The 23,590-nt window shown below is 73.8% G+C and carries 21 protein-coding genes; 8 read left to right on the plus strand and 13 right to left on the minus strand.

Features of this window, described 5'->3' with window-relative positions:
* Positions 1-221 precede the first annotated feature (221 nt).
* Positions 222-944: a pyridoxamine 5'-phosphate oxidase family protein gene (locus tag ACSJD1_RS00110; RefSeq protein ID WP_438853297.1), complete on the minus strand. Its 723-nt coding sequence runs from the start codon at positions 942-944 to the stop codon at positions 222-224.
* A 76-nt stretch (positions 945-1,020) separates the two neighbouring features.
* On the opposite strand from ACSJD1_RS00110, the gene pdxR reads away from it, so the two are divergent.
* Entirely contained in the window at positions 1,021-2,541 is a 1,521-nt protein-coding gene (gene pdxR / locus ACSJD1_RS00115) for a MocR-like pyridoxine biosynthesis transcription factor PdxR (protein WP_438853298.1), read from the plus strand.
* 76 nt (positions 2,542-2,617) lie between these two features.
* Here the strand turns inward: pdxR and efeB are convergent, their stop codons facing one another.
* The 3 genes from efeB to efeU all read right to left on the minus strand — a co-directional run bounded on the left by efeB (position 2,618) and on the right by efeU (position 6,136).
* Positions 2,618-3,964 carry an iron uptake transporter deferrochelatase/peroxidase subunit gene (gene efeB, locus ACSJD1_RS00120; protein WP_438853299.1) on the minus strand — a complete coding sequence of 449 codons (1,347 nt, stop codon included), beginning with the start codon at positions 3,962-3,964 and terminating at the stop codon, positions 2,618-2,620.
* Entirely contained in the window at positions 3,964-5,166 is a 1,203-nt protein-coding gene (gene efeO / locus ACSJD1_RS00125; RefSeq protein ID WP_438853300.1) for an iron uptake system protein EfeO, read from the minus strand. The genes efeB and efeO overlap by 1 nt, the downstream gene beginning before the upstream one ends.
* A gap of 61 nt (positions 5,167-5,227) precedes the next feature.
* On the minus strand, positions 5,228-6,136 hold the full coding sequence (gene efeU / locus ACSJD1_RS00130) for an iron uptake transporter permease EfeU (RefSeq protein WP_438853301.1): 909 nt from the start codon (positions 6,134-6,136) through the stop codon (positions 5,228-5,230).
* A 135-nt stretch (positions 6,137-6,271) separates the two neighbouring features.
* Between efeU and ACSJD1_RS00135 the strand changes: the two genes are divergently transcribed.
* Together ACSJD1_RS00135 and ACSJD1_RS00140 are read left to right on the plus strand one after the other, a co-directional pair.
* Entirely contained in the window at positions 6,272-8,410 is a 2,139-nt protein-coding gene (locus ACSJD1_RS00135; RefSeq protein WP_438853302.1) for a S9 family peptidase, read from the plus strand.
* Between the two features lie 97 nt (positions 8,411-8,507).
* Positions 8,508-9,821, plus strand: coding sequence for an FAD-binding oxidoreductase (locus ACSJD1_RS00140; RefSeq protein WP_438853303.1), 1,314 nt, complete (start codon positions 8,508-8,510; stop codon positions 9,819-9,821).
* Here ACSJD1_RS00140 and ACSJD1_RS00145 read toward each other — a convergent pair.
* The 3 genes from ACSJD1_RS00145 to ACSJD1_RS00155 all read right to left on the minus strand — a co-directional run bounded on the left by ACSJD1_RS00145 (position 9,811) and on the right by ACSJD1_RS00155 (position 14,096).
* Positions 9,811-12,525, minus strand: a complete 2,715-nt coding sequence (locus ACSJD1_RS00145; protein ID WP_438853304.1) for a cation-translocating P-type ATPase — start codon at positions 12,523-12,525, stop codon at positions 9,811-9,813. The genes ACSJD1_RS00140 and ACSJD1_RS00145 overlap by 11 nt on opposite strands.
* A gap of 105 nt (positions 12,526-12,630) precedes the next feature.
* Complete coding sequence (locus tag ACSJD1_RS00150) at positions 12,631-13,260, minus strand: DUF1349 domain-containing protein (protein ID WP_438853305.1); 630 nt, start codon at positions 13,258-13,260, stop codon at positions 12,631-12,633.
* A gap of 26 nt (positions 13,261-13,286) precedes the next feature.
* Positions 13,287-14,096, minus strand: coding sequence for an oxidoreductase (locus ACSJD1_RS00155; RefSeq protein ID WP_438853306.1), 810 nt, complete (start codon positions 14,094-14,096; stop codon positions 13,287-13,289).
* Positions 14,097-14,235: 139 nt separating this feature from the next.
* Between ACSJD1_RS00155 and ACSJD1_RS00160 the strand changes: the two genes are divergently transcribed.
* Complete coding sequence (locus ACSJD1_RS00160) at positions 14,236-14,811, plus strand: TetR family transcriptional regulator (protein ID WP_438853307.1); 576 nt, start codon at positions 14,236-14,238, stop codon at positions 14,809-14,811.
* Positions 14,812-14,866: 55 nt separating this feature from the next.
* Here ACSJD1_RS00160 and ACSJD1_RS00165 read toward each other — a convergent pair whose 3' ends face one another.
* The 4 genes from ACSJD1_RS00165 to ACSJD1_RS00180 form a co-directional block, all read right to left on the minus strand.
* Positions 14,867-15,238, minus strand: a complete 372-nt coding sequence (locus ACSJD1_RS00165) for a DUF2834 domain-containing protein (RefSeq protein WP_438853308.1) — start codon at positions 15,236-15,238, stop codon at positions 14,867-14,869.
* Between the two features lie 30 nt (positions 15,239-15,268).
* On the minus strand, positions 15,269-15,919 hold the full coding sequence (locus ACSJD1_RS00170; RefSeq protein WP_438853309.1) for a hypothetical protein: 651 nt from the start codon (positions 15,917-15,919) through the stop codon (positions 15,269-15,271).
* 72 nt (positions 15,920-15,991) lie between these two features.
* Positions 15,992-16,921, minus strand: a complete 930-nt coding sequence (locus ACSJD1_RS00175) for an NAD(P)-dependent oxidoreductase (RefSeq protein WP_438853310.1) — start codon at positions 16,919-16,921, stop codon at positions 15,992-15,994.
* A gap of 81 nt (positions 16,922-17,002) precedes the next feature.
* Positions 17,003-17,980 (minus strand): EamA family transporter, encoded by a 978-nt coding sequence (locus ACSJD1_RS00180; protein ID WP_438853311.1) that lies wholly within the window; start codon positions 17,978-17,980, stop codon positions 17,003-17,005.
* An 87-nt stretch (positions 17,981-18,067) separates the two neighbouring features.
* Here ACSJD1_RS00180 and ACSJD1_RS00185 point away from each other — a divergent pair, with 87 nt between their 5' ends.
* A complete protein-coding gene (locus ACSJD1_RS00185; RefSeq protein WP_155051028.1) occupies positions 18,068-18,415 on the plus strand; it encodes a hypothetical protein in 348 nt (115 codons plus the stop codon).
* Positions 18,416-18,484: 69 nt separating this feature from the next.
* Here the strand turns inward: ACSJD1_RS00185 and ACSJD1_RS00190 are convergent, their stop codons facing one another.
* The gene (locus ACSJD1_RS00190) at positions 18,485-20,029 is read right to left on the minus strand and encodes an FAD-dependent monooxygenase (protein WP_438853312.1); all 1,545 of its coding nucleotides are present in this window, start codon (positions 20,027-20,029) and stop codon (positions 18,485-18,487) included.
* 76 nt (positions 20,030-20,105) lie between these two features.
* Here ACSJD1_RS00190 and ACSJD1_RS00195 point away from each other — a divergent pair, with 76 nt between their 5' ends.
* A complete protein-coding gene (locus ACSJD1_RS00195) occupies positions 20,106-20,681 on the plus strand; it encodes an RBBP9/YdeN family alpha/beta hydrolase (RefSeq protein WP_438853313.1) in 576 nt (191 codons plus the stop codon).
* On the opposite strand, the gene ACSJD1_RS00200 is transcribed toward ACSJD1_RS00195, so the two are convergent.
* Positions 20,644-21,495, minus strand: a complete 852-nt coding sequence (locus ACSJD1_RS00200; RefSeq protein WP_438853314.1) for a DNA/RNA non-specific endonuclease — start codon at positions 21,493-21,495, stop codon at positions 20,644-20,646. The two genes, ACSJD1_RS00195 and ACSJD1_RS00200, sit on opposite strands and share 38 nt — an antisense overlap.
* Before the next feature lie 131 nt (positions 21,496-21,626).
* On the opposite strand from ACSJD1_RS00200, the gene ACSJD1_RS00205 reads away from it, so the two are divergent.
* Both ACSJD1_RS00205 and ACSJD1_RS00210 read left to right on the plus strand, forming a co-directional pair.
* A complete protein-coding gene (locus ACSJD1_RS00205; RefSeq protein ID WP_438853315.1) occupies positions 21,627-23,222 on the plus strand; it encodes a molybdopterin-dependent oxidoreductase in 1,596 nt (531 codons plus the stop codon).
* 80 nt (positions 23,223-23,302) lie between these two features.
* Entirely contained in the window at positions 23,303-23,521 is a 219-nt protein-coding gene (locus ACSJD1_RS00210) for a hypothetical protein (RefSeq protein ID WP_438853316.1), read from the plus strand.
* Positions 23,522-23,590 lie beyond the last annotated feature (69 nt).

The following is a 23,590-nucleotide window of genomic DNA, read 5'->3' on the forward strand; positions in this document are numbered from 1 at the left end:
ACTGGATCACCGACGCGACCACGGCCCCCGCCGTGACGAGCCCGAGCACGATCATCGCTGCGAACATCACGCACCTCCTTCCGTTCTGGTTCTCGTTGATTCCTTGTGGCTTCCCCGGCCCGGCACGTGGTCCGGGCGATGACACGATGGTGCGCCCTGAGGTGGCGGGCGTTCATCGGGAGTTCGGCGTATCTCCTCCGGCCGACTCGCCCTGAGGCACCTCAGGCCGCCGGATCCGACGCCTCGTCGAGCGTGGCCCGGGGCGAGGAGCGAGTCGCCAGCGCGAGCACCGATTCCGGCACGGGCGTCCCCTCAGGGGTCAGCCCGGAGGCGATCGGCGCGCCCCAGCGCCGTTCGAGCGGCACCACGCCCGCCCAGGTCCGGTGGTCCTCCCCGTCGTCGGCCTCCTCCGACGGGCCGCCCGAGCGCTGCTTCATCACGACGTCGTCGAGCGCGAGTCGGAGCACCCGCGTCGCCGCGACCTCCTTGCGGCGCGTGCCGCGCACCTCGGCGGGCCGGCCCGGCATGAGCCGCTCGGAGAGCGCGAGCAGCGCGGCATCCGCTTCGTCGTCGGGGACCGGCTCGAGCACGCCCTGGACGGTCGCGCTGCGGTAGTTCATCGAGCTGTCGAACAGCGAGCGCGCGTAGACGAGGCCGTCGAGCGAGGTCACCGCGAAGGCGACGGGCGTGCGGGCGGATGCCGCGCGCAGCGCGAATCCGCCTCCGGTCGAGCCGTGCAGCACGAGGTGCTCGCCGACGCGAGCGTAGCCCATCGGGACGACGACCGGCAGGCCGCCGGCGACGACCGCGAGGTGCCCGACGAGCTCTGCGTCGAGGAGCTCGTGGAGGGCGAAGCGGTCGACCGTCTCCCGGTCGGGCAGCCGGCGGATGCGTCGGGCGGGGGCGGCGGGGCCGGCATTCGAGCTCGGAGCGGTGGTGGTCATGCGACCAGTGTGCGCGCGTCGCTGGTATGGTGAGCAGACCAGTTCTCGTACAACCGAGCAGTCCAGTAGGGAAGCCATGGACGGACCGCTGCTCACCATCGACCGCGATGACGACCGCCCGCTCGGCGCGCAGCTCGTCGACGGCCTGCGCCGCGGCATCCTCTCGGGGATGCTGCGGACGGGCGACCCGCTGCCGTCGACCCGGGCGCTCGCGGCGGAGCTCGGCGTCGCCCGCAGCTCGGTCGTCGCCGCGTACGACCAGCTGGCCGGCGAGGGCTACCTCGACGTGCGCCAGGGCGCGCCGACGCGTGTCGCGCCGCTCGCGACGCCTCCGTCAGCGTCGGGACCCGCCCCATCGCCCGCCGGCACGACCCGGGCGCCGACCCCGGGCCCGGCCTCGACCCCGGATCCGCACTCCGGGCGTCGCCCGTCGACGGTGAATGCGGGTCCGGAGCGCGCAGGAGCTGCCGCGACCGTTCTCGCGGAGGGCGCTCCGCGGCTCGACCTGCGGCCCGGGCGACCGTCGACGGCCCGCCTCGACGAACGCGCGTGGCGTGCGGCGTGGCGCACCGCGGCCCGCGAGGCCGTGCCCGACGACACCTCGCCCGACTTCGGCGCTCCGCGCCTGCGCGCCGAGATCGCCGAGCACCTGCGGCACGCCAGGGGCGTGACCTGCTCGCCCGACGACGTCGTCGTCACGGCGGGGACGAGCGACGCGATCGCGCTCCTCGCCTCGGCGCTCCGCAGCATCGTCGGCGGAACGCCCCGCGTCGCCGTGGAGCACCCCGGCTACCCGTCGGCGCGGCGCGTGCTCGAACGCCGCGGCGCGCTCGAGACCGTGGCCGTCCCCGTTGACGGCGACGGCATCGAGGTCGCCGCGCTCCGCGGCATCCGCCCCGCCCCGCACTCCGTGCTCGTGACGCCGAGCCACCAGTACCCGCTCGGCGGCCGGCTGCCGGTGGCCACGCGGCTCGCACTGCTCGACTGGGCCGACGCGGCCGGGGCGCTCGTGCTCGAGGACGACTACGACAGCGAGTTCCGCCACGTCGGACCGCCGCTGCCGGCGCTCGCCTCGCTCGACGGGTCGGGCCGTGCGGTGCTCATCGGCAGCTTCTCGAAGGTGCTGACGCCGTGGCTGCGGCTCGGATACCTCGTCCTCCCCGCGAACCCCGCGCTCCGGGCCGCGGTCGCGGCCGTGCGCGACGACGAGACCTGCCCCGTGCCGGGCATCGCGCAGGCCGCGATGACCGAACTGCTCGCGACCGGCGCCGTGAGGCGGCACATCGCGGCCGCCCGCCGCGACTACGCCCATCGGCGCACGCTCGTCATCGAGGCGCTCGACGGCCTCGACGGCGCGCCGCTCTCGGGCCTCGACGGCGGGTTGCACGCCGTCGTCGGGCTTCCGTCGAGCGGGATCGAGGGACGCGCCGTCGCCCGCCTCGCCGACGACGGGATCCTCGTCGCGCCCCTCTCGGAGTACTGGGCGCTGCCGGACGAGGGCCCGTCGGGGATCGTGCTCGGCTACGCGTCGCCGCCCGACTCGCAGCTCGCGGGCGCGCTCGCGCGGGTGCGCGCCGCCGTCGAGGCGTTCGCCTGACCGCCGTCCGGCGCGGCGGCCGATCTCCCGGGTGCGCCATCGGCCGATACCGCGGCGGCCGCTGCGCGGGGGCGGCTCAGTCGAAGAGCGCCTGCCCCACGTGCTCCCCGGGTCGGATGCCGCCGGGCACCGCGAAGATCGCCGAGCCGACGTGCTTCAGGTACTCGTTCAGCCCGTCGGCCGCCAAGCTCCGCTGGACCGTGACGAACTGGTCGGGAGACCGCTGGAAGGACAGGAAGAACAGGCCGGCGTCGAGGCGGCCGAGCTCGTCGTTGCCGTCGACGAAGTTGTAGCCGCGGCGGAGCATCCGCACACCGCCGTTCGCCGCCGCATGCGCCAGGCGGACATGCGAGGTCGCGCCCACGAGGGGCTCGCCGGCGGCGCCGGTCGCCTCGAAGTCGGGCTCCGAGAACTCGGTGCCGCCCGAGAGCGGGGCGCCCTCGCCCTTGGACCGGCCCACGAGCTGCTCCTGCTCGCCGAGCTGCACGCGATCCCAGTTCTCGATGACCATGCGGATCTTGCGCGCGACCAGGTACGACCCGCCGGCGAGCCAGGCGGGCTCATCGGCGGCGTCGACCCAGACGTGCTCGTCGAGCGCGGCGGCATCCTCGGCCTTCACGTTGGCGGTGCCGTCCTTGAAGCCGAAGAGGTTCCGCGGCGTCGACTGCGAGGTGGACGTCGACGACGTGCGTCCGAACCCGAGCTGCGACCAGCGCAGGCTCGCGCGCCCGAAGGCGATGCGGCTGAGGTTGCGGATCGCGTGCACGGCGACCTGCGGGTCGTCGGCGCACGCCTGGATGCAGAGGTCGCCGCCGGTCCACTCCGCCTTCAGCGCGTCGCCCTGGAACCGCGGCAGCGCCTCGAGCCGCGGCGGACGGCGGGCGGCGATGCCGAAGCGGTCGACCCCGGCGGCATCCGTGAACAGCGTCGGGCCGAAGCCGAACGTGATCGTGAGGCCGGCCGCAGGCAGGCCGAGCGCCTCGCCCGTGTCGGCCGGGGGCGCGACGTCGCTGCCGCCGACCGCGCCGCCCTCCTCGACCTCGAGGCCCTGCGTGAGCCGCGCGGCCGCGTTCGTCCAGTCGGCGAGCAGTTCGACGAGGCCCGCCCGATCCAGGCCCTCGCTCACGTCGAAGGCGGCGAAGTGCAGGCGGTCCTGCGCGGGCGTCGTGATGCCGGCCTGGTGGGCGCCGTGGAAGTCGTAGGCGGTTCCGGATGCGTCGGCTCCGCCCAGCGCGCCCGTGGCGGCCAACGCGCCCCCGGCCCCGCCCGCGGCCCCGACGACCGCACCGGCCGCGCCCGCTCCGAACAGGCCGAGCAGGCCGCGGCGGCTGATGCCCTCGCTCGTCGCAGGCGACGCGGGCTCGGCCGGCACGGCCCCGTCCGCTCCGTGCCGGGGATCCCCGGTCGCCTCCGGCCCGGCCATCAGGAGCCGAGCACCGTCGCGGTCAGCTGCGAGAGCGGTTCGGCGAGCGCGTTGACCGCGTCGCTGAGCTGCTTCTTCTGCGCGTCGGTGAGCGTGGCGTAGTCGACGAACCCGTCGTCGAGCGAGCCGTACGCCGAGAGCGCCGACTCGAGGTCGTCGAAGCGCGCGTCGATCTCGGCCGCCAGTCCGGCGCCGTCGTCGGTCGTCTCGGCGAGCGCGCGCACCGCGCCGAAGGCGACGCCCGCGCCCTGGACGTTCGCGGCGAAGTCCGACAGGTCGGTCCCCGACCACCAGTCCTCCTCGCCCGTGATCTTGCCCGCGGCGACCTCGTCGAGCAGGGCGATCGCGCCGTTCGAGATCGCGTCGAGCGACACCGTGAAGTCGTCGGCGGTGACGAGGTCGTGCAGCTCCGTGACATCCGCCACGAGCTGGTCGGCGAACGCCTGCCGCTCCGCGGGCGTCGACGGCGCCCAGTCGGCGAGCGCGTCCTGGCCGTCGGAGTTCAGGTCGCCCGCGGCCGGCGGCCACAGGTCCTTCTCGATGCGGTGGAAGCCAGTCCACTCGATCCCGTCGGCCACGGCGTCGACCTCGCGGAAGTCGATGCGCGGGTCGAGGTCGCCGAACGCCTCCGCGGTCGGCTCGATGCGCTCGTACGGCACGCGGGTGGCCGCGTAGAGCGAGCGCGCGGTCTCGTCGTCGCCCGACGCGTACGCCTCGGCGAACGCCTCGACGGCGGGGACCAGTTCGGCGACCTGCGACCGCACGTAGTCGAGGTACTCGTCGACTGCCCGGTCGGCGAGCTCCTGCCGACCCGCCGAGACCCCGGTCGCCTCGCCCGTGACCGTGAACTCCGCCAGGCCGACGGGTGCTCCGACCTGCTGGAACTTGCACGCCGTGTAGTAGGTGCCGGGCTCCAGGTGCGCGGTGAAGTCGACGGTCTGGCCCGGCGCCACATTCTCCTTCTCGCCGACGATGCGGAGCCTGTCGTCGGCGAGCACCTCGAACTCGTTCACGTCGCTGCCGTCGTTGGTGAGGCGGAAGGTCACGGCGCCCGCGGTCGCGGTCGGCGTCTCGACCGCGCACGCGTCGTCGACGATCGCGACGGGGATCGCCTCGGCGAGGTCGGCCTTGGCGACGCACCCGGTCAGGGCGAGCGCGGCGACGGCGGTGATGGCGGATGCCGCAAGGGCGCGGGGGAGCATTCGACCTCCTGGTCGTGGTGGTGGTGGTTCGGGTCCGGCCGCGGTGGCGGGCCGGAGCGGATCAGGACGCCGGGACCGCGCGTGCGGGGGCGGACGGGCGCACGGCGTGCGGGGCCGGCGGCGCGGCATCCGTCGCCGCGGCATCCGTCGCCCCGACCGGCTTCGGGGTCGGGCGGTGCCGCATGACGCGGAGGTAGAGCGGGAGCACGATGGCTACGTAGAGCACCCAGCCGACGACCTGCGCCCAGGTCGGCTCGGGCGAGAAGTTGAAGATGCCGGTCAGGAGCGCGCCGTACCAGGAGCCCGGGGGCACGAGCCCGACGAGGTCGTAGGCGGGCGCGCCGCCCGGGATCACGCCGGCCTCCTGCAGGTCGCCGATGCCGTAGGCGAGCACGCCGGCGGCGACGATCACGAGGAAGACGCCGGTCCAGGTGAAGAAGCGCGAGAGGTTGATGCGCACGAGGCCGCGCGCGATGCCCCACGAGATGCCCACGGCGGTCAGGATGCCGAGCACGGCGCCGAGGGTGCCGAGCACGGGGTCGCTGCCGCCGGCCACGTTCGCCCACACGAACAGGGCCGTCTCCACGCCCTCGCGGCCGACCGCGAGCGCCCCGATGAGGACGAAGGCGAACCACGACCGGTCCATCGCGGCGTCGACCTGGCCGCGCAGCTCCTTCGAGAGGCCCGCGCCGTGCGTGGCCATCCAGAAGATCATCCAGGTGACCATCGCGACCGCGACGATCGAGAGCGCGCCGCCGAGGATCTCCTGCGCCTCGAACGTGAGGGCGTAGGGGCCCCAGGTGAGTACCGCGCCGACCGCCAGCGCCACGGCGACCGCGACGCCGACCCCGACCCACGTGCGGCCGAGGAGGTCGCGGCGGCCGAGCTTGCCGAGGTACGCGACGAGGATGCCGACGATGAGTCCGGCCTCGAGGCCTTCGCGGATTCCGATCAGGTAGGTGGCGAGCACGGCGGTCCTCTGGTTGGCGGTCAGTGGGTGTGAGCTTAGGCTAACCTCACTTCGCCGCTCCGCCAAGACGGACGTCATGCTCCGCGTGCCGACGACGGATGCCGCGGCGCGGCCGGTCGGCGTAGCGTTGACCCCGTGCTGACTCCTCCGGTGACCGAGAAGCGACCGACCGAACGCACCCACCACGGCGACGTGGTGATCGACCACTACGAGTGGTTGCGCGACAAGGACGACCCGGCGGTCATCGCCCACCTCGAGGAGGAGAACGCCTACACGAAGGCGAAGACGCGCCACCTGTCGCTCCTGCAGGAGCAGGTGTTCGAGGAGATCAAGGGCCGCACCAAGGAGACCGACCTCAGCGTGCCGACGCGCGAGGGCGACTGGTGGTACTACTCGCGCACGGTCGAGGGACTGCAGTACGGCATCCACTGCCGCGTCGCGGCGAGCGCGGCCGACGACTGGGAGCCGCCCGCGATCCCGGAGGACGGCTCGCCGCTGCCCGGCGAGCAGGTGCTCCTCGACGACAACGTCGAGGCCGATGGCCACGAGTTCTTCTCACTCGGCAGCTTCGACGTCACCGGCGACGGCGCGACGCTGCTCTTCGGCGTCGACGTCGAGGGCGACGAGCGGTACACGATCCGCCTGCGCTCGCTCGACGGATCCGGCAGGGAGTTCGACGACGAGATCCCCGGCACGGCCGCCGGCGCGCTCTTCGACCCGAGCGGCCGATACGTCTTCTACACGACCGTCGACGACGCCTGGCGGCCCGACACCGTCTGGCGGCACGAGGTGGGCACGCCCGCGTCGGCCGACGTGCAGGTCTTCCGAGAGCCCGACGAGCGCTTCTGGCTCGGCGTCGGCCTCACGCGAAGCCGGCGCTACCTCGTGCTCGAGGCCGGATCGCACGTCACGAGCGAGACGTGGCTGCTCGACGCCGACGACCCGACCGGGGAGTTCCGCGTGGTCTGGCCCCGTCGCGACGGCGTCGAGTACGACATCGAGCACGTCGTCGCGGGCGGCCGCGACCGCCTGCTGATCATCCACAACGAGGGCGACGCGGTGAACTTCGAGCTCGTGAGCGTGTCGGCCGACGACCCGCAGGGCGACCGGCGGATGCTGCTCCCCCACGATCCGCGAATGCGCATCGAGGCCGCGCACGGGTTCCGCGACTTCGTGGCGCTCGAGTACCGGCGCGACGGCCTGCCCCGCGTCGCGATCGCGAAGGTCCCGCCGCAGGGGATCCCCGCCGACGCGACCGTGGACGACACCCTGCACGAGCTCGCCTTCGACGAGGAGCTCTTCTCGACGGGCGTCGGCGCGAACCCCGACTGGGCGCAGCCGTCGCTGCGGATCGGCTACGGCAGCTTCGTCACGCCGTCGATGGTGATCGACGTCGACGTGGCATCCGGCGCCCGGAAGGTTCGCAAGCAGCAGCCGGTGCTCGGCGACTACCACCCCGAGCGGTACGCGCAGAAGCGCGAATGGGCGACCGCACCGGATGGCACGCAGGTGCCGATATCGCTCGTCTACCGGCACGACCTGGTCACCCTCGGCGAGCCCGCACCGACGCTGCTCTACGGCTACGGTTCGTACGAGCATGCGATCGACCCGGGCTTCGGGATCCCCCGGCTCTCGCTCCTGGACCGCGGCATGGTGTTCGCGATCGCGCACGTGCGCGGCGGCGGCGAGATGGGCCGGCTCTGGTACGAGCACGGCAAGAAGCTGCACAAGAAGCACACGTTCACCGACTTCATCGCCGCGGCCGAGCACCTCATCGACCGCGACGTCACGACGCCCGATCACCTCGTCGCGCAGGGCGGATCGGCCGGCGGGCTCCTGATGGGCGCGGTCGCGAACCTCGCGCCGCGCCTGTTCGCCGGCATCGTGGCCGAGGTGCCCTTCGTCGACCCGCTGACCTCGATCCTCGACCCGTCGCTGCCGCTCACGGTCATCGAGTGGGACGAGTGGGGCAACCCGCTCGACGACCCCGAGGTGTACGCCTACATGAAGTCGTACGCGCCGGTCGAGAACGTGCACGCCGTCGGCTACCCGCGGATCCTCGCGATCACCTCGCTGAACGACACGCGCGTGCTCTACGTCGAGCCGGCGAAGTGGGTGGCTCGCCTTCGGGAAGTCGGCGCCGATCCGCTGCTGAAGGTCGAGATGGCGGCCGGGCACGGCGGCGTCTCGGGGCGGTACGCGGCCTGGCGCGAGCGCGCGTTCGCGAACGCGTGGATCATCGACGCGGCCGGGGCGCACCCGAGCGGCGAGTAGTCGCGGCATCCGCTCGCGCCGACTTCGGCAGGATCTCGACGGCGCGGCGCCTGAACTGGGGTCGCGGATGTCGGCGGCGCGACCCAGACTGACCGTCATGTCGTTCGTCACCGAACTGAGTGAGCGGATGCCGCAGCGCGTGCACGTGCCCGGCACCCCCGAGTACGAGGCCGGCGCCCACGTCTTCGCCGGCCAGGGCACGCCCGACGCGGTCGTGCGCCCGATCTCCGCCGCAGAGGTCGCCGAGGCCGTCCGCTCCGCCGTCGCCGCGGGCGTCCCCATCACGGTCCGCTCGGGCGGGCACGGTTCCGATCCCGCCACGGGCGGCCTGGTCATCGACCTCTCCGGGCTCGCGGCGATCGAGCTCGCCGAGGGCGGGCTCGTCCACGTCGGCGCCGGCGCCCAGTGGGGCGACGTCGCCGCGACCCTCGCCCCGCACGGCCTGGGCGTCACCTCGGGCGACACCCGCGACGTCGGCGTCGGCGGGCTGGCGCTCGGCGGCGGCATCGGCTGGCTGGTCCGCGCGCACGGGCTCACCGTCGACATCATGCGCGAGGTCGAGTTCGTCACCGCGGCGGGCGACGTGATCACCCTCCACGTAGAGTCGCATCCCGACCTGTTCTGGGCGGTGCGCGGCGGCGGCGGCAACTTCGGCATCGCCACGCGCTTCACCTTCCAGGCGGCTCCGGTCGACGGTCTCGTCGGTGGACACGTCATGTTCGACCAGTCCGACCAGCGGGCGGTGCTCGGGGCGTGGCGCGACGTCATGCGCGACGGGCCCGACGAATTGAACTCGACGCTCCTCGTGATGCCGCAGCTCATGCCCGAGATGCCCGCGGGTCCGCAGCTCCTGGTCGCCCTGCAGGGCTCCGAGGATGGGCTGCGGCGTCTCCTCGAGCCCCTGCTCTCACTCCCCTCGGTCACCGAGGTCTCGCTCGCGCCGGTCGGCTACCCCGACCTCCTGGAGGACGGCCCGCCCGGCGCACCGCCGTTCGAGATGGTCGGCGGCAACGGCTTCGTGCCCGACCTCTCCGACGCCGCGCTCGACGCCATCGTGGCCACGCTCGACCACGAGCTGCCGACGATGCTCCTGCTGCGCGGGCTCGGGGGCGCGTTCGGCCGTGTCGCGGCCGATGCCACCGCGGTGACGCAGCGCGACGGCGAGGCGCTGCTCGCCGTGAACCGGATCGTCCCCGCCGATGCGCCGCCCGAGGTGTTCGCGACCGCCCACGACGGCGTCGACGCGGCGATGAGGTTCACGAACGGCCGATACTCGAACTTCACGCCGGAGTTCGGCGACGACATCGTGACCGAGATCTACCCGGCGGCCACCCTCGCGCGCCTGCGCGCCATCAAGCGCGAGATCGACCCCGCCGACGTGTTCCGGCCCAGCCACCACATCACGCCGTAGCGGTCGCGGCGCCACGGCTCGACGGCGGCGTGCCGCCGGTGCCGGCGGCCGCATGCGGATGCACGTGCCGGGCGCGCAGGCGCTTGTCCGCGGCGTCCACGGCGATGAGGATCGGCATCGAGGCGAGCGCGACCGCCCAGCCGGCGAGCGGCGGCGCCGCCTGCCCGAGGATCCCGGCGACCGTGGGCTCGAGCAGCACCACGAGCGAGAACGCCAGCTCGACGAGCACGCCGACGACGAGCAGGCGGTTGCTGAACCATCCGAGCGCCCCGGGCCACTTCGTCGACGACCGGCACGCGAAGGCGTTCGCGGTCTGGGCGAGCACGACCGTCATGAACGCCGCGCCCGAGGCCGCCATCAGGTCCGCGCCGGTCGGGAACGCCTCGCCCGGGCGCCAACCGAGCGCGACGAGCGACACCACGAACGCGGTCATGGTGAGCAGCGCCTCGAGCGGGCCGAGGACGCCGAAGGCCCGGCGCAGCACGGTGGCGTTCATGAGCCGGCCGCCCACGGGCGCGCCCTCGAGCAGGTGCTTCGCGGGCTTCTCGGCGCCGAGCGCGACCGCCGACAGGGTGTCGGTGCCGAGGTCGAGCGCGATGATCTGGAGCACGCCGAGCGCGAGCGGGAACTGGCCGCCCGAGAGCGCCCACACGACGAACGGCGTCAGCTCGGCGACGTTGTCGGTGAGGTGGTAGGTCAGGAACCGTCGGATGTTCACGTAGGTCGCGCGACCCTGCTCGATGCCCGCGACGATGCCGGCGAACGAGTCGTCGAGCAGCACGAGGTCGGCGGCCTCGCGCGCGACGTCCGTGCCTCCCCGGCCCATCGCCACGCCGATGTCGGCCTCGTGCAGGGCCGGCGCGTCGTTCACGCCGTCGCCGGTCATAGCGACCACGTGCCCGCGGGCTCGCAGGGCGCGGGCGATGCGCAGCTTGTCCTCGGGCGAGACCCGGGCGACCACGACGCCGTCGTGATCGAGCACGGCGCCGAGATGCTGGTCGTCGGCGGGCAGGTCCTCGCCCGAGAGGACCGGGGCCTCGGGCCCGCGCAGTCCGACCTCGTCGGCGATCGCGCGGGCGGTGGCCGGGTGGTCGCCGGTGATCATCGCGACGCGGACCCCCGCCTGCCGGCACGCGCGAAGCGAGTCCGCGATGCCCTCGCGAGGCGGGTCCTGCAGGGCCAGCAGGCCGAGGAGTCGCAGCCCCTGCTCGGCCTCGAGCTGCGTCGACGGCGTCCGGCCGGCACGGGATGCGGCGGCGACCGCGATGACCCGCAGCCCGCGCCCGGTGAGGTCGTCGACGACGGATGCCGCCGCCGCGAGGTCCGCGGCCGGGTCCGCCCCACCGCCGACCGCGTCGCCCGGCATCGTGCCCGACGCAGCGCCCGAGACCTCCGCACACCGCGGCAGGACGGTGTCGGGCGCACCCTTGACCAGGACCTCGTCGGCGAGCACGACCGCCATCCGGCGCAGCTGCGAGTCGAACGGGAACCGCGACTCGGGCGGCATCGCGCGACGGTCCGCATCGGTGTCGATCCCGAGTCGACGGGCGAGCGCATCGAAGGCGGCCTCCATCGGGTCGCCGTGCGGGTGCCACGCGCCCCCGACCTCCTCGGCGTACCCGGTCGAGCACCGCACTGCGGCGAGGGCGAGTCCGCGGATCGCGGGCTCCGCGTCGGCCGCGTCCCAGTGGAGGTCGGCGTCCGGTCCGTACCCGCCGCCGTCGACGGCGAGCCCGCCCTCCGGCGTCCACGCCTGCACGACCGTCATCTCGTTGCGCGTCAGCGTGCCCGTCTTGTCGGTGCAGATGAAGGTCGTCGACCCGAGCGTCTCGACCGCCTCGAGGTTCCGGACCAGGATCGAGCGCCGCGCCATCCGCTCGGAACCGAGCGCGAGCGAGAGCGTGACGGTCGGCAGCAGCGCCTCGGGGACGAGCGCGACGGTGACCCCGATCGCGAAGATGAAGGCGTCCTGCAGCGGATTGCCGACGAGCATCGAGATGAGGAGGAAGAGCAGGCCGGCGCCGATCGCGATCGACGCGGTCAGGCGAACGACCCCGCGGAGCCCCCGCGTCAGCGGCGTGTCAGGGGTCGCCGTGGTGGTCATCCGGGCGATGCCGGCGAGGCGGGTCCGCGCTCCGGTCGCGGTCACGACGGCCTGCGCGTCGCCCTCCACGACGAAGGTGCCCGCGAAGAGCGTGCCGCCGAGGTCCACGCCCGCCGCGACGCTCTCGCCGGTCAGCATCGACGTGTCGACGAGCAGGCGGTTCGCCTCGACCACCTCGGCGTCGGCGGGCACGCGATCGCCGCTCTCGACGAGCAGCAGGTCGCCCTCCACCACGTCGACCGCGTCGACCTGCCGCCGGCGGCCGTCGCGGCGGACCGTGACGCGGGCGGGGAGCATCTCCTGGAGCCGATCGGCGGCGCGGTCGGCTCGCGCCTGCTGCACGACGGCGAAGATCGCGTTCACCACGATCACCGCGATGATCGCGATCGCGAGCTCGGGCAGGCCGGCGAGGAAGGCGAGCACCGCGGCGCCCCACAGGAGCAGGGCGAAGAAGTGCGTGAGCTCGCCGACGAGGCGGCGGAGGACGGACGGGCGCTTCGCGCCGGGGAGCGCGTTCGCGCCGTCGCGGGCGCGCCGGGCCGCGGCATCCGCGCTGGTCAGCCCCGACGCCGCCGGCTCCGTGACGCGCGGCTCGTCCATGCGCGGCCAGCGTAGGTCCCTCCGACGCCGCGCCATGGGACCGTGGTCCCGTTCGATGGCGAGACCGCCCCCAGCGGTGCGGCCTCCGGCGGCGGGGTCGGCCGGTCAGGGCGTCGGCGGGTCCTCGTGCAGGTCGACGTCGGCGGGCACCAGCGCCCAACCCGTGAAGCGCACGGCGAGCCCGGCCCGGGTCGGTGCGCAGACCATCGGACCGGCCGTCGCGGCATCGGCATCGAACGGCGCGACCCGGATGGTGCGCCACGGCCCGTCGCCCGCGCGCGCCCGCAGCGTGACCGCGTCGCCGTCGACGCCCGAACGACTCGCCCGCACGGTGACGACCTCGCCCGCCCATTCGGGGACGGGCGCGAGCGACCAGTCGGACACGCGGTTCGTCACGACCGCCCCGACGTGGAGCACGCCGTCGTTCACCTCGAGCCCGGCCTTCACCCAGAGCTCGTCGCCGCCGTGGAGGAAGACCCCGGCCTGGTCGTAGAGCCCGTTGAGCGTCGACGTGTCGACGGCGACCTCCACCGCGACATCCGCCGGCCACGGAGCGAGGAGCGCATGGCCGTCGTCGTGGACGAATCCGTATTGCGTGGTTCGCCAGAAGTCGCTGCCCTCCGCGGCCTCGACGACGAGTCCGTCGTCGTCCGCGGTGACGGCGACGGGCTCTCGGGTCCAGATCCCGGCGTCCCAGGGGGCGGCGGGCGCGGTGGCGGAATCGGCGTCGGTCATGCGACCAACGCTAGCCCCCTGCCGCATCAGCGCGCGGCGGCCGCCAGCAGCCGGTCGAACCCGCGGTCGGTGAGCACGCGCCGGGCCGCGATGAGCGGCTTGGCCAGTCGGCCGGCTGCGTAGCGCGTGCGCGGACGTCGGGCGGCCACGGCCCTCGCGACGGTGTCGGCGATCACGCTCGGCGAGGAGCCGCCGTACTGTCCGCCGCTCCGCGAGACGACCGCATGGGCGAGCGGCGCGTAGGCGCCGTTCCCGCTGCGCTCGAGCACGGGCGCCGACATGATGGCGGACCATTCCGTGTCGATGAGGCCCGGCTGGACGATGACGACGTCGATGCCGAACTGCGCGACCTCGTAGCGGAGCGCGTCGGACCACGCCTCCAGCGCGTGCTTGGTGGCGTGGTAGTAGGCGCCGAGCGGCGTGTAGATCTCACCGCCGACCGAGGAGATGTTGACGATCCGGCCCGACTCCTGCGCCCGCATGTGCGGGAGCACGAGTTGGGTGAGGCGCGCGACGCCGAAGAAGTTGACGTCGAACTGGTAGCGGACGTCCTCCATCGAGGTGTCCTCGACCGCGCCGTAGAGGCCGAAGCCGGCGTTGTTCACGAGCACGTCGATCCTGCCCGTCTCGGCGACGATGCGGTCGACGGCGGCGACGACCTGCTCGTCGACCGTGACATCCAGGCCGATGACGCGCACGCCCGACTCCTCCAGGTCGCGCATGCGCTCGACGCGGCGCGCGGCGCCGTACACCGTGTAGCCGTCGGCGGCGAGCCGCAGCGCGATCTCGCGGCCCATGCCCGACGAGGCGCCGGTGACGAGTGCGGTCTTGGCCATGATGGACCCTCCATGTAAGTAACTGGTTGCTTACTCACAATAGGCACGCGTCGGCTAGGATGTCAACAAGTACTTACTTACTTTCAGGGAACGACTGACCGGACCCCGTGCCCGGGACCGCAGCCGTGAAGGGGGACCCATGGCCAGGGACGCCGCGCAGACCCGCCGCCGCATCCTCGACGCCGCGCTGGCGGAGTTCGCCGAGGGCGGCTTCGCCGGCGCGCGCATCGCCGGCATCGCCGATGCCGCCGCGGCGAACCAGCGCATGATCTACGCGTACTTCGGCAGCAAGGAGGGCCTGTACGACGCGGTCGCCGACGAGGTCATCGAGCGCGTGCACGCCGAGGTCCCCTTCACGCCCGACGATCTGCCCGGGTACGCCGTCGCCCTCTTCGACTACGCGCTGGCCCACCCCGAGGTCGTGCGGTTCCAGGCGCGACGCACCCTCGAGGCGCACGAGGCCACCGCGCGCGAACTCGAGCTCTACGGCGAGAAGCTCGACGCGGTCCGCGACGCGCAGGCCTCCGGCCGGCTCACGATCGAGGGCCCGCCCGCCGAGCTCCTCGTCCGCGTGACGGGGGCCGTGGCGGCATGGATCCAGGCACCGACCGGCCTTCGTCCCTCGCTCGTCGGCACCGACCTGCGCGCCCGCGTGCGCGCCGACGTCGAGGCGCTCGTGGCCGACGCCGCGGTCGCATCCGGAGCGGCGGGATGAGCACCCGTACGCACGCGGTGGCCGGGGCGACGCGTCACGGGGAGGCGAGCCGGGCTCAGGACTCGCCCGCGGCATCGGTCCCGTCGACCGCGTCCGCCGCGCGCAGCGCGGCGAGCCTCCGCTCGCGCATCGCGAGCCAGAGCGGGAAGGTGAAGGCGAAGGCCGTGAGCCCGGCGCCGACGAGGTAGAGCCAGGCGAACCGCATGCCGAGCCGCCGGGATTCGACGACGATGAGGATGCCGCCCGCCACGGCGACCACGAGCAGGTCGGTCGTGATCGACGAGACCGCCGGCCCGCTCGTGATGAGGTCGCCGACGAAGTCGCGGCGCTCGGCGATGGCGATCGCGTTGAAGGTCCAGGTGCCGACGAGGCCGGCGACGGCAGCGACGAGGTAGACGACGGCGAGCGGAGTCCAGTTGCGGGTCATGCGCCCAGTGTGCCCGGCTCGGCGGGCCGCTCAGTACTCCGGGATCGCCTCGACGGCCCGTGCCGCCTCGAGACGCGCGAGGTCGCGCTTGAGGTCGTCGCCCACGACCGACATGCGCTCGGCGCGGTGCTCGGCGTAGTCGGGCTCCTCGTCGTACCTCGGCCAACGTCGGTCGAGTTCGTGCTCGATCGCGGTGCCGAGCTCCTGCCAGGCGTCGTCCCGGGCGCGCTCGACGAAGTGCGCGACGTACGCGTCGTCGGAGCGCTTGGTCCAGAGCTCCTTCGCGACCGAGGCGTAGACCTTCTCGCGGCGACGCAGGTTCAGCAGGTCGTCGCGGTGGTAGTCGTGCTGGTGCTGGGAGCGACCCTCGCGCTTGCCCGCGGCGGCGCGCTCGTCGGCCACGTGCTCGGCGGCCTCATCGGCCTCCTGGACGAGCTCGTAGAGCACCGCACGCGCCTCGGTTGCGGCGTGCTCGTCGGAGAACGGCTCGTCGGTGCGGAGGGCGTGCACGATGAGCCGGTTCTTGAGCGCCATCCGCCCGGCCGACTCGGCCATGAGCATGCCCTCTTCGAGCATCTCCTCGAAGGAGGCCGTGCGCGCTTCGGGCAGCCGTGAACGGTCGAACGGCGCCATCTTGACCCGGCGACGCCCACGCCGCCACGGCCATTGGAACGCCCCCATCCGCACCTCCTCGCGTCGCCCCTTCGAGGGTACCGAGATCGAGGTGAACGGATGCCGCGAGCTCGACGGGATTCAGTCGTTCGGTGCGAACCCCGGGGTGCGGCCGTCGCGCCCGACGTACTTCACGACGAGGCTGCAGTCCAGGTCGCCGTACCCCTCGTCGATCAGCCGCGTGAACCGCTCCATGGCCAATCGGCCGGCAGCCAGGTCGAGCCCGGCGGCCTCGCCCGCCTCGAGCGCGTACGACAGGTCCTTCTCGGCGAGCCGCGTCGTGAAGGTGGCCTCGAAGTTGCGGTTCGCCGGGCTCGTCGGCACGACGCCCGGCACCGGGTACCAGGTGCGCAGCGGCCACGAGTCGCCCGACGAGACCGTCGCGATGTCGTGGAAGACCGTCGGGTCGAGTCCGAGCGCCTCCGCGAGCCGCGCGCCCTCCGACGACGCCTGGAGCGTGATGAAGAGCATGAGGTTGTTCGCGAGCTTCGCGGCGATGCCCGCGGTGGGCCCGCCGACGACGAACACATGGCCCGCCATCGGTGCCACGAGCCCCGCCGCTTCGCCCGTCGCGGCCTCCTCCCCGCCGAGCATGAAGGTCAGCGTCCCCGCGTGCGCACCCGCGATCCCGCCCGAGACGGGCGCGTCGACGAAGCGGATGCCGCGTGCCTCCGCCGCGTCGTGGCAGGCGCGCGACGTGGCGACGTCCACCGTCGACGTGTCGAGCACGAGGGCGTCGTGCCGAACCACGTCGAAGACGCCCACCCGCCCACCGGTTCCCCCGATGAGCACCTCGCGCGAGTGCTCGGACCTCGGCAGCGAGGTGAACACGGCGTCGGCGTCGCGCGCCGCGGTCGCGGCATCCGCCACCACTCGCACGCCCGACGCGGCCGCCCGCTCGGCCATGCCGGCGTCGACGTCGAAGCCGACGACCTCGTGCCCCGCCTCGACCAGGTGCGCGGCCATCGGCCCGCCCATGTGCCCGAGTCCGATCCACCCGATCACGGCCATCGCGCCCTCCTCGACGTCGCGCACGGCCCCGTCGCCGCACCCGCTCCCACGCTACGACGCCGCGCGCCCGGTCGCACGGGTTCAGGGGATCGTCTGCGCCGTGGCCTCGAGGTCGGAGACCGGGCGTTCGCGCTGCGTCGCGAGCGCGATCGCCGCCGCGCCGCACACGACGACGATGGCGATCGCCTCGACGACCGTGAACGACTCGCCGAGCACGAGCACGCCGAAGACCGCGGCGATGACCGGGCCGAAGCTCGTGATGATCGCGTAGAGGCGCGGCGTGATGCGGCGCAGGATGTACGTGTCGAGGCTGTACGGCAACGCCGAGCTGAGCACGCCCACCCCGAGCAGCAGCCCCGCGATGCGCCAGTCGACGACGGATGCGTCGAACGTCCAGATCGCGATGGGCAGGAGCAGGACGAGGCTCACGAGGCTCGCCACCGTCAGGCCCTCGAGCCCCGGCAGGCGGGTCGCCACGCGGCGCGTGAGCAGGATGTACGCGGCCCAGCTCGCCGCAGCGGCGAGCGCCAGCAGCACGCCGACCGGGTCCACCCCGGTCGCTGCCGAACCCGCCGCGGCCGCGGCATCCGCCCCGCCCTCGCCGATGCCCGGCGCGATCAGCAGGTACACGCCCGCGCCCGCCGCGATCGCGCACGCCACGTCGAGCGGGCGCCGCGAGGTGAACAGGGCGATCGAGAGCGGTCCGAGGAACTCGATCGTCGCCGCGATGCCGAGGCCGAGCCGGTCGATCGACATGTAGAACGTGATGTTCATGACGGCCAGCACGATGCCGAGGGCGATCGCCGGGCGCAGTCGGTGCCAGGTGAGCCCGGCCCGCTTCGGGCGGTAGAACGGGAGCACGGCGGCGGCCATGACGAGCTGGCGGACCGCGACGACGACGAACGTGCCGACGACCGGGATGACGAGGCCGGCGAGCGACGAGCCGAAGTTGATCGACACCTCGGTGCCCAGCTGGGTCGCGGCTCCGGCGAACCGGCGGCGTCGGAGTGCGGCGTCGGCGTGGAGGGGAAGCGACCCGGGATCGGTCTCGTGCGGCACGGAACGACGATACGCGCTGCGCGACTCGCCCCCGAACCTGTCGCCGAGCCGGCGCGCGCTGCGGTTGGCTGTGATCAGGGGTGCGCGATGACGAAGCCATTCGGAAGCCTGACCGACGACGAGGTGCAGCACGCGGGGCGAGTGGAATTGCGCCGGGTCGTGGTGACCGACGATGTCGAGTCGTGGGACCTGCTGCTGTTCACGGCCGGGAGCATCGAGCCGGTCGCGGTCGACGCGTTCAGCCTCGACGAGCTGAACCGCATCAATCCGCCGTCGTCGCGCGACCTCGCCGACGGCGTCGCGAAGGTCGTGCTCGGATGCCACGGCCTGCGCCGCACGGAACCGTGGACGATGTCGCGCGACGCGACGACCTGGTCGGCTCGCGTCGCACCGGTGCCCGTCGCCGCGTCCGAGGAGGCGCCCACCGGGGGCTGACACCCGAGTCGCGACGTTGGTCGCGGCGCGGGTCGGGCGGGCGTCGGCTTCCGGCGCCCGTCCGAGCGTTCACCCGTCGAGCTGCTCGACGAAGCTCGCGGGCACCGTGCCCCGCGGTGCGCGACGTCCGGCGGCGACGCTCGCCTCGGCGGCCACGAACCCGTCCGGGCGCACGAGGTAGAGGCGGTCGGATCGCAGCCGTCCCGCCGCGGGCGGGAACACGTGGTGTTCGAGGCCGAGCGACTCGGCGACGCCCCGCACGAGTTCCGGGGGCGCCCCGTACCCGTGCACCTGCCACCGGAAGGAGCGCAGCGCGTCGAAGTTCGAAGCGTCGCCGCCGGCGTACGGCAGCCGCTTGCCGACGATGTCGTCCCGCACCTGGGAGCGCGACGGGCGGCGCGGCGACATCCGGTACCTGATCCGGATCTGCGAGATCAGGCCGAAGATCCGTTCTGCACCGAGGATCCGCGGGAGCATCGGCGCGATCACCGGTCCAAGGGTCGGGATCATCCGGCCGCGTATGGCGTGCGCGCGGTGCGACTCCGACGTCACGTTCGAGAAGAGCCGATCCGTCGTCGCGACGAGCTTCAGTGCGACCGGGCGTCGCTCCGCCTCGTAGCGGTCGAGCCGTGCCGGCGGCATGCCGTCGACCAGCACGTCGGCGAGCGCGTTCGCGAGGTTGTGGGCGTCCTGGAGGCCCGTGTTCATGCCCTGGCCGCCGACCGGCGAGTGGATGTGCGCCGCATCGCCGACGACGAAGCAGCGCCCGTCGCGGAACCGGGCCGCCACCCGGTGGTGCAGCCGGTAGGTCGCGAACCAGGTCGATGCGCGGTAGCCCACGGTGAACCCGCGCGCGAGTCGCGAGCGGAGGAGCTTCTCGGAGAGCTCGTCGGCGCCCTCGAGCTCGGTGTCGCGCACGACGCCGAGGATGCGATGGTGCCCCTCGCCGCCCATCGGGAACGACAGCAGCAGGTCGTCGGGGGCGAAGCGCACGTTGACCCAGCCCTCGACGAGCCCGCTGACCCCGACCGCATCGGCGACGAAGAACGTGTGCTGGTTGGTCACGCCCTCGAACGGGATGCCGTGCAGCTCGCGGACGGCCGAGTGCGCGCCGTCGGCGCCGATGACGTGGCGCGCCTCGATGACGAGGCGTCCGTCCGGATGCTCCAGCGTCGCCGAGACGAGCGACGTCTGCGACCGCAACCCCACGAGGCGGTGACGCCACCGGACCTCGCGCCCGGATTCGCCGAGCGCGTCGACGAGCAGGCGCTCGTTGAGGCTCTGCTCGAAGATCGTGAGGTCGGGGAACGGGGTGAGCCCCTCGCCGAACCGGCGCAACGGGATGCGGCCGAGCTCGCGGTGCCGGAAGCACAGCACCGCACCCTGGGCGTCGGCACGACCCGCGAGCACCCGATCGGCGAGCCCGAGCTGGTCGTACAGCTCCATCGAGCGCGCCTGCACGAGCAGTGCGCGCGACTCGTGCGTCGGGCCGTCCTTGGCATCGACCACGATGGCGTCGACGCCCCGTCGGGCGAGCACCACCGCGGCCATGAGCCCGCTCGGGCCCGCGCCCACGACGAGCACGTCGGTGCGGAGGATCCCGGGTTCCGCCATGCCCCCAGCCTGTCACCGGGCGACGGATGACGGAATGCGTCGCCGCGGCGCGGCACGGGATGCGATGCTGGGCGCCGTGACCCACCCCCTCGTCATCGTGCCCGGCATCGGCGGCTCGGGCCCCGAGCACTGGCAGTCGCGCTGGGAGGCCGCGCTCACCGGCACGACCCGCATCGCGCCGGCGTCGTGGGACGAGCCGGAGCTCGCCGACTGGGTCGCCGCGATCGAACGCTCGGTCGCCGCGACCCCGGCCCCGCCGGTGATCGTCGCCCACAGCCTCGGCTGCCTCGCCGTCGCGCAGTGGGCGTTCAAGGCGGATGCCGCGTCCGCGCGCATCGCGGGCGCCATCCTCGTCGCGCCGCCCGACCCCGCCGGCCCGGTGTTCCCCTCGGCGGCGACGGCCGGCGGCTTCACCCTCCCGGCCGGGCCGCTCGGCATCCACGTCACCGTGCTGGCCTCGTCGGACGACCCCTACGCGGAGCTCTCGTGGAGCGCGGCCACCGCTGCGGCGTGGGGCGCCGGCTTCGTCGACCTCGGCGCCCGAGGCCACGTGAACGCCGCGAGCGGACTCGGCGAATGGCCGGAAGGGCTGCAGTTGCTCGAGGACGCCGCGGCTAGCGTGCGCCGAGCCGCAGGTCCTCCGGCCGCGTGACCTCGCGTGGGCCGGCGGCGACGAGCCCGGGCGGCATCCGGTCGGCGGCGGTGAGCGCGGGCATCTCGAGCCCGGTGATCGCGGCGATATCGGCCACGGCCACCTGGAAGGTGCGGAACGGCCCGAGGTCGGGCACCTCGGTCGCGCCGGCGGCGACCCGGGCGCGCTCGCGCGCGGCGATGCCCGCCCGGCTGCGGAGCGGGTCGTCGAGGTCGACGACGGGCGCCTGGTCGAGGAGGAAGCCCGCGGTCGCGAGCGCGTCGCCCGATCGCCACGCGACGACCTTGACGAACCGGAGGGGCACCCGGATGCCGCGGTACGGCGGATCGTCGGGCGCGAGCACGGGCGCGGTGAACACGCTGAGGCGCTGCGCGTGCACGCGCGCGAACTCGAGCACGTGGTCCTCCAGCCCGTTCCAGAGCTCGAGCGACTGGTTGAACTCGGCCTGCTGGGGCGCCGCGTTCGGGTAGCGGAACGTCTCGGCGTTCGCGCGCACCGCGACCTCGGGCGGACCCCACACGGGATCGCGGCGCCTGACGAGGTGCCCGCGGTCGAGGTCGTTGCGGGCGTAGACCTCGGGCCCGGCCTGCCAGTCCTCCGGGATGCGCGCGTCGTACCGCCAGTCGTCGCCCCGCTCGACCTCGACGAGCGCCCCGCCGTCGACGTTCACGCCCGTGATGCGCGCGAACCGCCTGCCGGTGTCGAGCACGATCGCGAAGTGCAGGTAGTCGAGCGCGACGGATGCCGCGGCATCCGTCGCGGGCACCGCCGGCATCGGCGCCTCGACGCCCAGGAACCACGCATCGAACCCCATGCGCCCAGCCCACCACGCGCCGCCGACACCGAGGGGGCGCGACTCGGCTCGTCCCCCGGACCGAACCGGATCGGCGACCGCGACGAACCACTCGCAGCGGGCATCCGACGCCCCGCGGCTGCGGAGGGACCATGGCGCGCACGAGCCGACCGGCGCGAGGGCCTCGCCTGCGATTCCTCGCCTGGGCCGCAGTCGCCGGCGTCGTCGCCGGCGCGGCCTTCATCGCGGTCGCCGAGCTCCTCGCGCTGCTCGTCGCCGGCGACGCGAGCCCCGTGCTCGCGGTCGGCGGATTCGTGATCGACGTCGTGCCACGACCGTTGAAGGAGTTCGCGATCGCCACCTTCGGCGAAGCCGACAAGCCGGTCCTGCTCGGCGGACTCGGTCTCGCCGTGGTCGTCGCGAGCGCGGCATCCGGGATCCTGCAGCTCGTCCGGCCGCCGCTCGGCCTGTTCGCGCTGGGGCTCGCGGGAGCCGCCGCCGTCGCCGCGGGCGTCACGCGGGCGGGCGCGTCGGGCTGGTCGTGGCTGCCGGCCGTCGCCGGCACGGTCGCCGCCGTCCTGGTCCTCCGAGAGGCCGTCGTCCGGCTCCGCGCCTGGCACGACGGCGTGCGCGAGGCCGACGGCACCGGCACCGGCACCGGCCCCGGCACCGACCCCCGGCTCGACCGCCGGCGGTTCCTCGCGCTGACCGGCGTCGCCGCGGCATCCGCCGTCGTCGTCGGCCTCGGCGCACGGTTCGCGAAGGCCGCGACCTCGTCCATCGAGGCGATCCGCGCAGCGCTGCGGCTCCCGGCGCCGCGATCGCTCGTGACGGTGCCCGCCGGCGCCGAACTCGACGTCCCCGGTCTCAGCCCGCTGATCACGCCGAACGCCGAGTTCTATCGCGTCGACACGGCGCTCACCGTCCCCGAGGTGGACCCCGCGACGTGGCGACTGGTCGTCGACGGGATGGTGGACCGACGCATCGAACTGGGCTTCGACGACCTCGTCGCGATGGGGCTCGACGAGTTCGGCGTGACGCTCACGTGCGTGTCGAACGAGGTCGGCGGCGACCTCGTCGGCAACGCGATCTGGGTCGGCGTGCCCGTCCGCGACATCCTCGCCCTCGCCGGCCCGCGGCACGGCGCCGACATGGTGCTCTCGCGGAGCGTCGACGGCTTCACGGCGTCGACCCCGCTCGAGGCGCTGACCGACGACGGGCGCGATGCGATCCTCGCCGTCGGCATGAACGGCGAGCCGCTGCCCCTCGAGCACGGGTTCCCCGTGCGGATGGTCGTGCCGGGGCTGTACGGCTACGTCTCGGCGACGAAGTGGCTCGTCGGCCTGACGGTCACGACCTTCGCCGACGACGAGGCGTACTGGACGCCCCGCGGCTACAGCGCCGAGGCGCCGATCAAGCTGTCGTCCCGCATCGACACGCCGAAGCCGGGCCGCCCCGTGCCGGCGGGGCCCGTCGTGATCGCGGGGGTCGCCTGGGCGCAGACGGTCGGCATCGAACGCGTCGAGGTGCGCATCGACGACGGCGACTGGCGCCCCGCGACGCTGTCGACGCCGATCAACGCCGACACCTGGGTGCAGTGGATGCTCGAGTGGGATGCCACGCCCGGCACGCACTACGCCACGGTGCGGGCCGTCGACCGCGACGGGCGAGTGCAGGTCGAGGAACGCGCCCCGATCGCGCCCGACGGATCGACGGGCTGGCAGCGCACCCTCATCACCGTCACGTGAGCTGTCAATGCCTCGACGGATGCCGCGCCCGGCGGCGAGCATCGGAGGAGGCGGCCCGCACGCCGCCGGAGGGAGGGACCATGGCCGAGACCCCTGACACCCAGGACGAGCCGATCGAGGAGGGCGCAGCCGACGCGAGTCGGGCCGACCGCGTCGCCGGGATCCTCGAGCAGGTGCGCAGCGACCTGCGCCTGGGCCACGCGCGCGACGAGGAGGCCGAACTGCGACGGCGGTTGGCCGACGCCGGGATCGCCGCCTCCGACGAGGAGATCGAGCGGTACGTCGCCCGCGAGCTCTGACCCGCGCGGACGACGACCGCGGGTGGTTGGCCGCGGCGTAGACCGTCGACGGCGGGCACACCGGATCCA

Origin of the sequence: Agromyces excoecariae (genome assembly GCF_051715505.1) — a bacterium.
Taxonomy (GTDB): domain Bacteria; phylum Actinomycetota; class Actinomycetes; order Actinomycetales; family Microbacteriaceae; genus Agromyces.

Bases quoted from the DNA above. Each gene is read 5' to 3' on its own strand.
- ACSJD1_RS00170 (WP_438853309.1), bottom strand. From the start codon at position 15,919: ATGGGGGCGTTCCAATGGCCGTGGCGGCGTGGGCGTCGCCGGGTCAAG.
- ACSJD1_RS00165 (WP_438853308.1), bottom strand. From the start codon at position 15,238: ATGACCCGCAACTGGACTCCGCTCGCCGTCGTCTACCTCGTCGCTGCC.
- ACSJD1_RS00210 (WP_438853316.1), top strand. From the start codon at position 23,303: ATGGCCGAGACCCCTGACACCCAGGACGAGCCGATCGAGGAGGGCGCA.
- efeB (WP_438853299.1), bottom strand. From the start codon at position 3,964: ATGGCCGGGCCGGAGGCGACCGGGGATCCCCGGCACGGAGCGGACGGG.
- ACSJD1_RS00110 (WP_438853297.1), bottom strand. From the start codon at position 944: ATGACCACCACCGCTCCGAGCTCGAATGCCGGCCCCGCCGCCCCCGCC.
- ACSJD1_RS00150 (WP_438853305.1), bottom strand. From the start codon at position 13,260: ATGACCGACGCCGATTCCGCCACCGCGCCCGCCGCCCCCTGGGACGCC.
- ACSJD1_RS00205 (WP_438853315.1), top strand. From the start codon at position 21,627: ATGGCGCGCACGAGCCGACCGGCGCGAGGGCCTCGCCTGCGATTCCTC.
- efeO (WP_438853300.1), bottom strand. From the start codon at position 5,166: ATGCTCCCCCGCGCCCTTGCGGCATCCGCCATCACCGCCGTCGCCGCG.
- ACSJD1_RS00185 (WP_155051028.1), top strand. From the start codon at position 18,068: ATGACGAAGCCATTCGGAAGCCTGACCGACGACGAGGTGCAGCACGCG.
- ACSJD1_RS00155 (WP_438853306.1), bottom strand. From the start codon at position 14,096: ATGGCCAAGACCGCACTCGTCACCGGCGCCTCGTCGGGCATGGGCCGC.
- ACSJD1_RS00140 (WP_438853303.1), top strand. From the start codon at position 8,508: ATGTCGTTCGTCACCGAACTGAGTGAGCGGATGCCGCAGCGCGTGCAC.
- ACSJD1_RS00175 (WP_438853310.1), bottom strand. From the start codon at position 16,921: ATGGCCGTGATCGGGTGGATCGGACTCGGGCACATGGGCGGGCCGATG.
- ACSJD1_RS00160 (WP_438853307.1), top strand. From the start codon at position 14,236: ATGGCCAGGGACGCCGCGCAGACCCGCCGCCGCATCCTCGACGCCGCG.
- ACSJD1_RS00145 (WP_438853304.1), bottom strand. From the start codon at position 12,525: ATGGACGAGCCGCGCGTCACGGAGCCGGCGGCGTCGGGGCTGACCAGC.
- ACSJD1_RS00200 (WP_438853314.1), bottom strand. From the start codon at position 21,495: ATGGGGTTCGATGCGTGGTTCCTGGGCGTCGAGGCGCCGATGCCGGCG.
- ACSJD1_RS00190 (WP_438853312.1), bottom strand. From the start codon at position 20,029: ATGGCGGAACCCGGGATCCTCCGCACCGACGTGCTCGTCGTGGGCGCG.
- pdxR (WP_438853298.1), top strand. From the start codon at position 1,021: ATGGACGGACCGCTGCTCACCATCGACCGCGATGACGACCGCCCGCTC.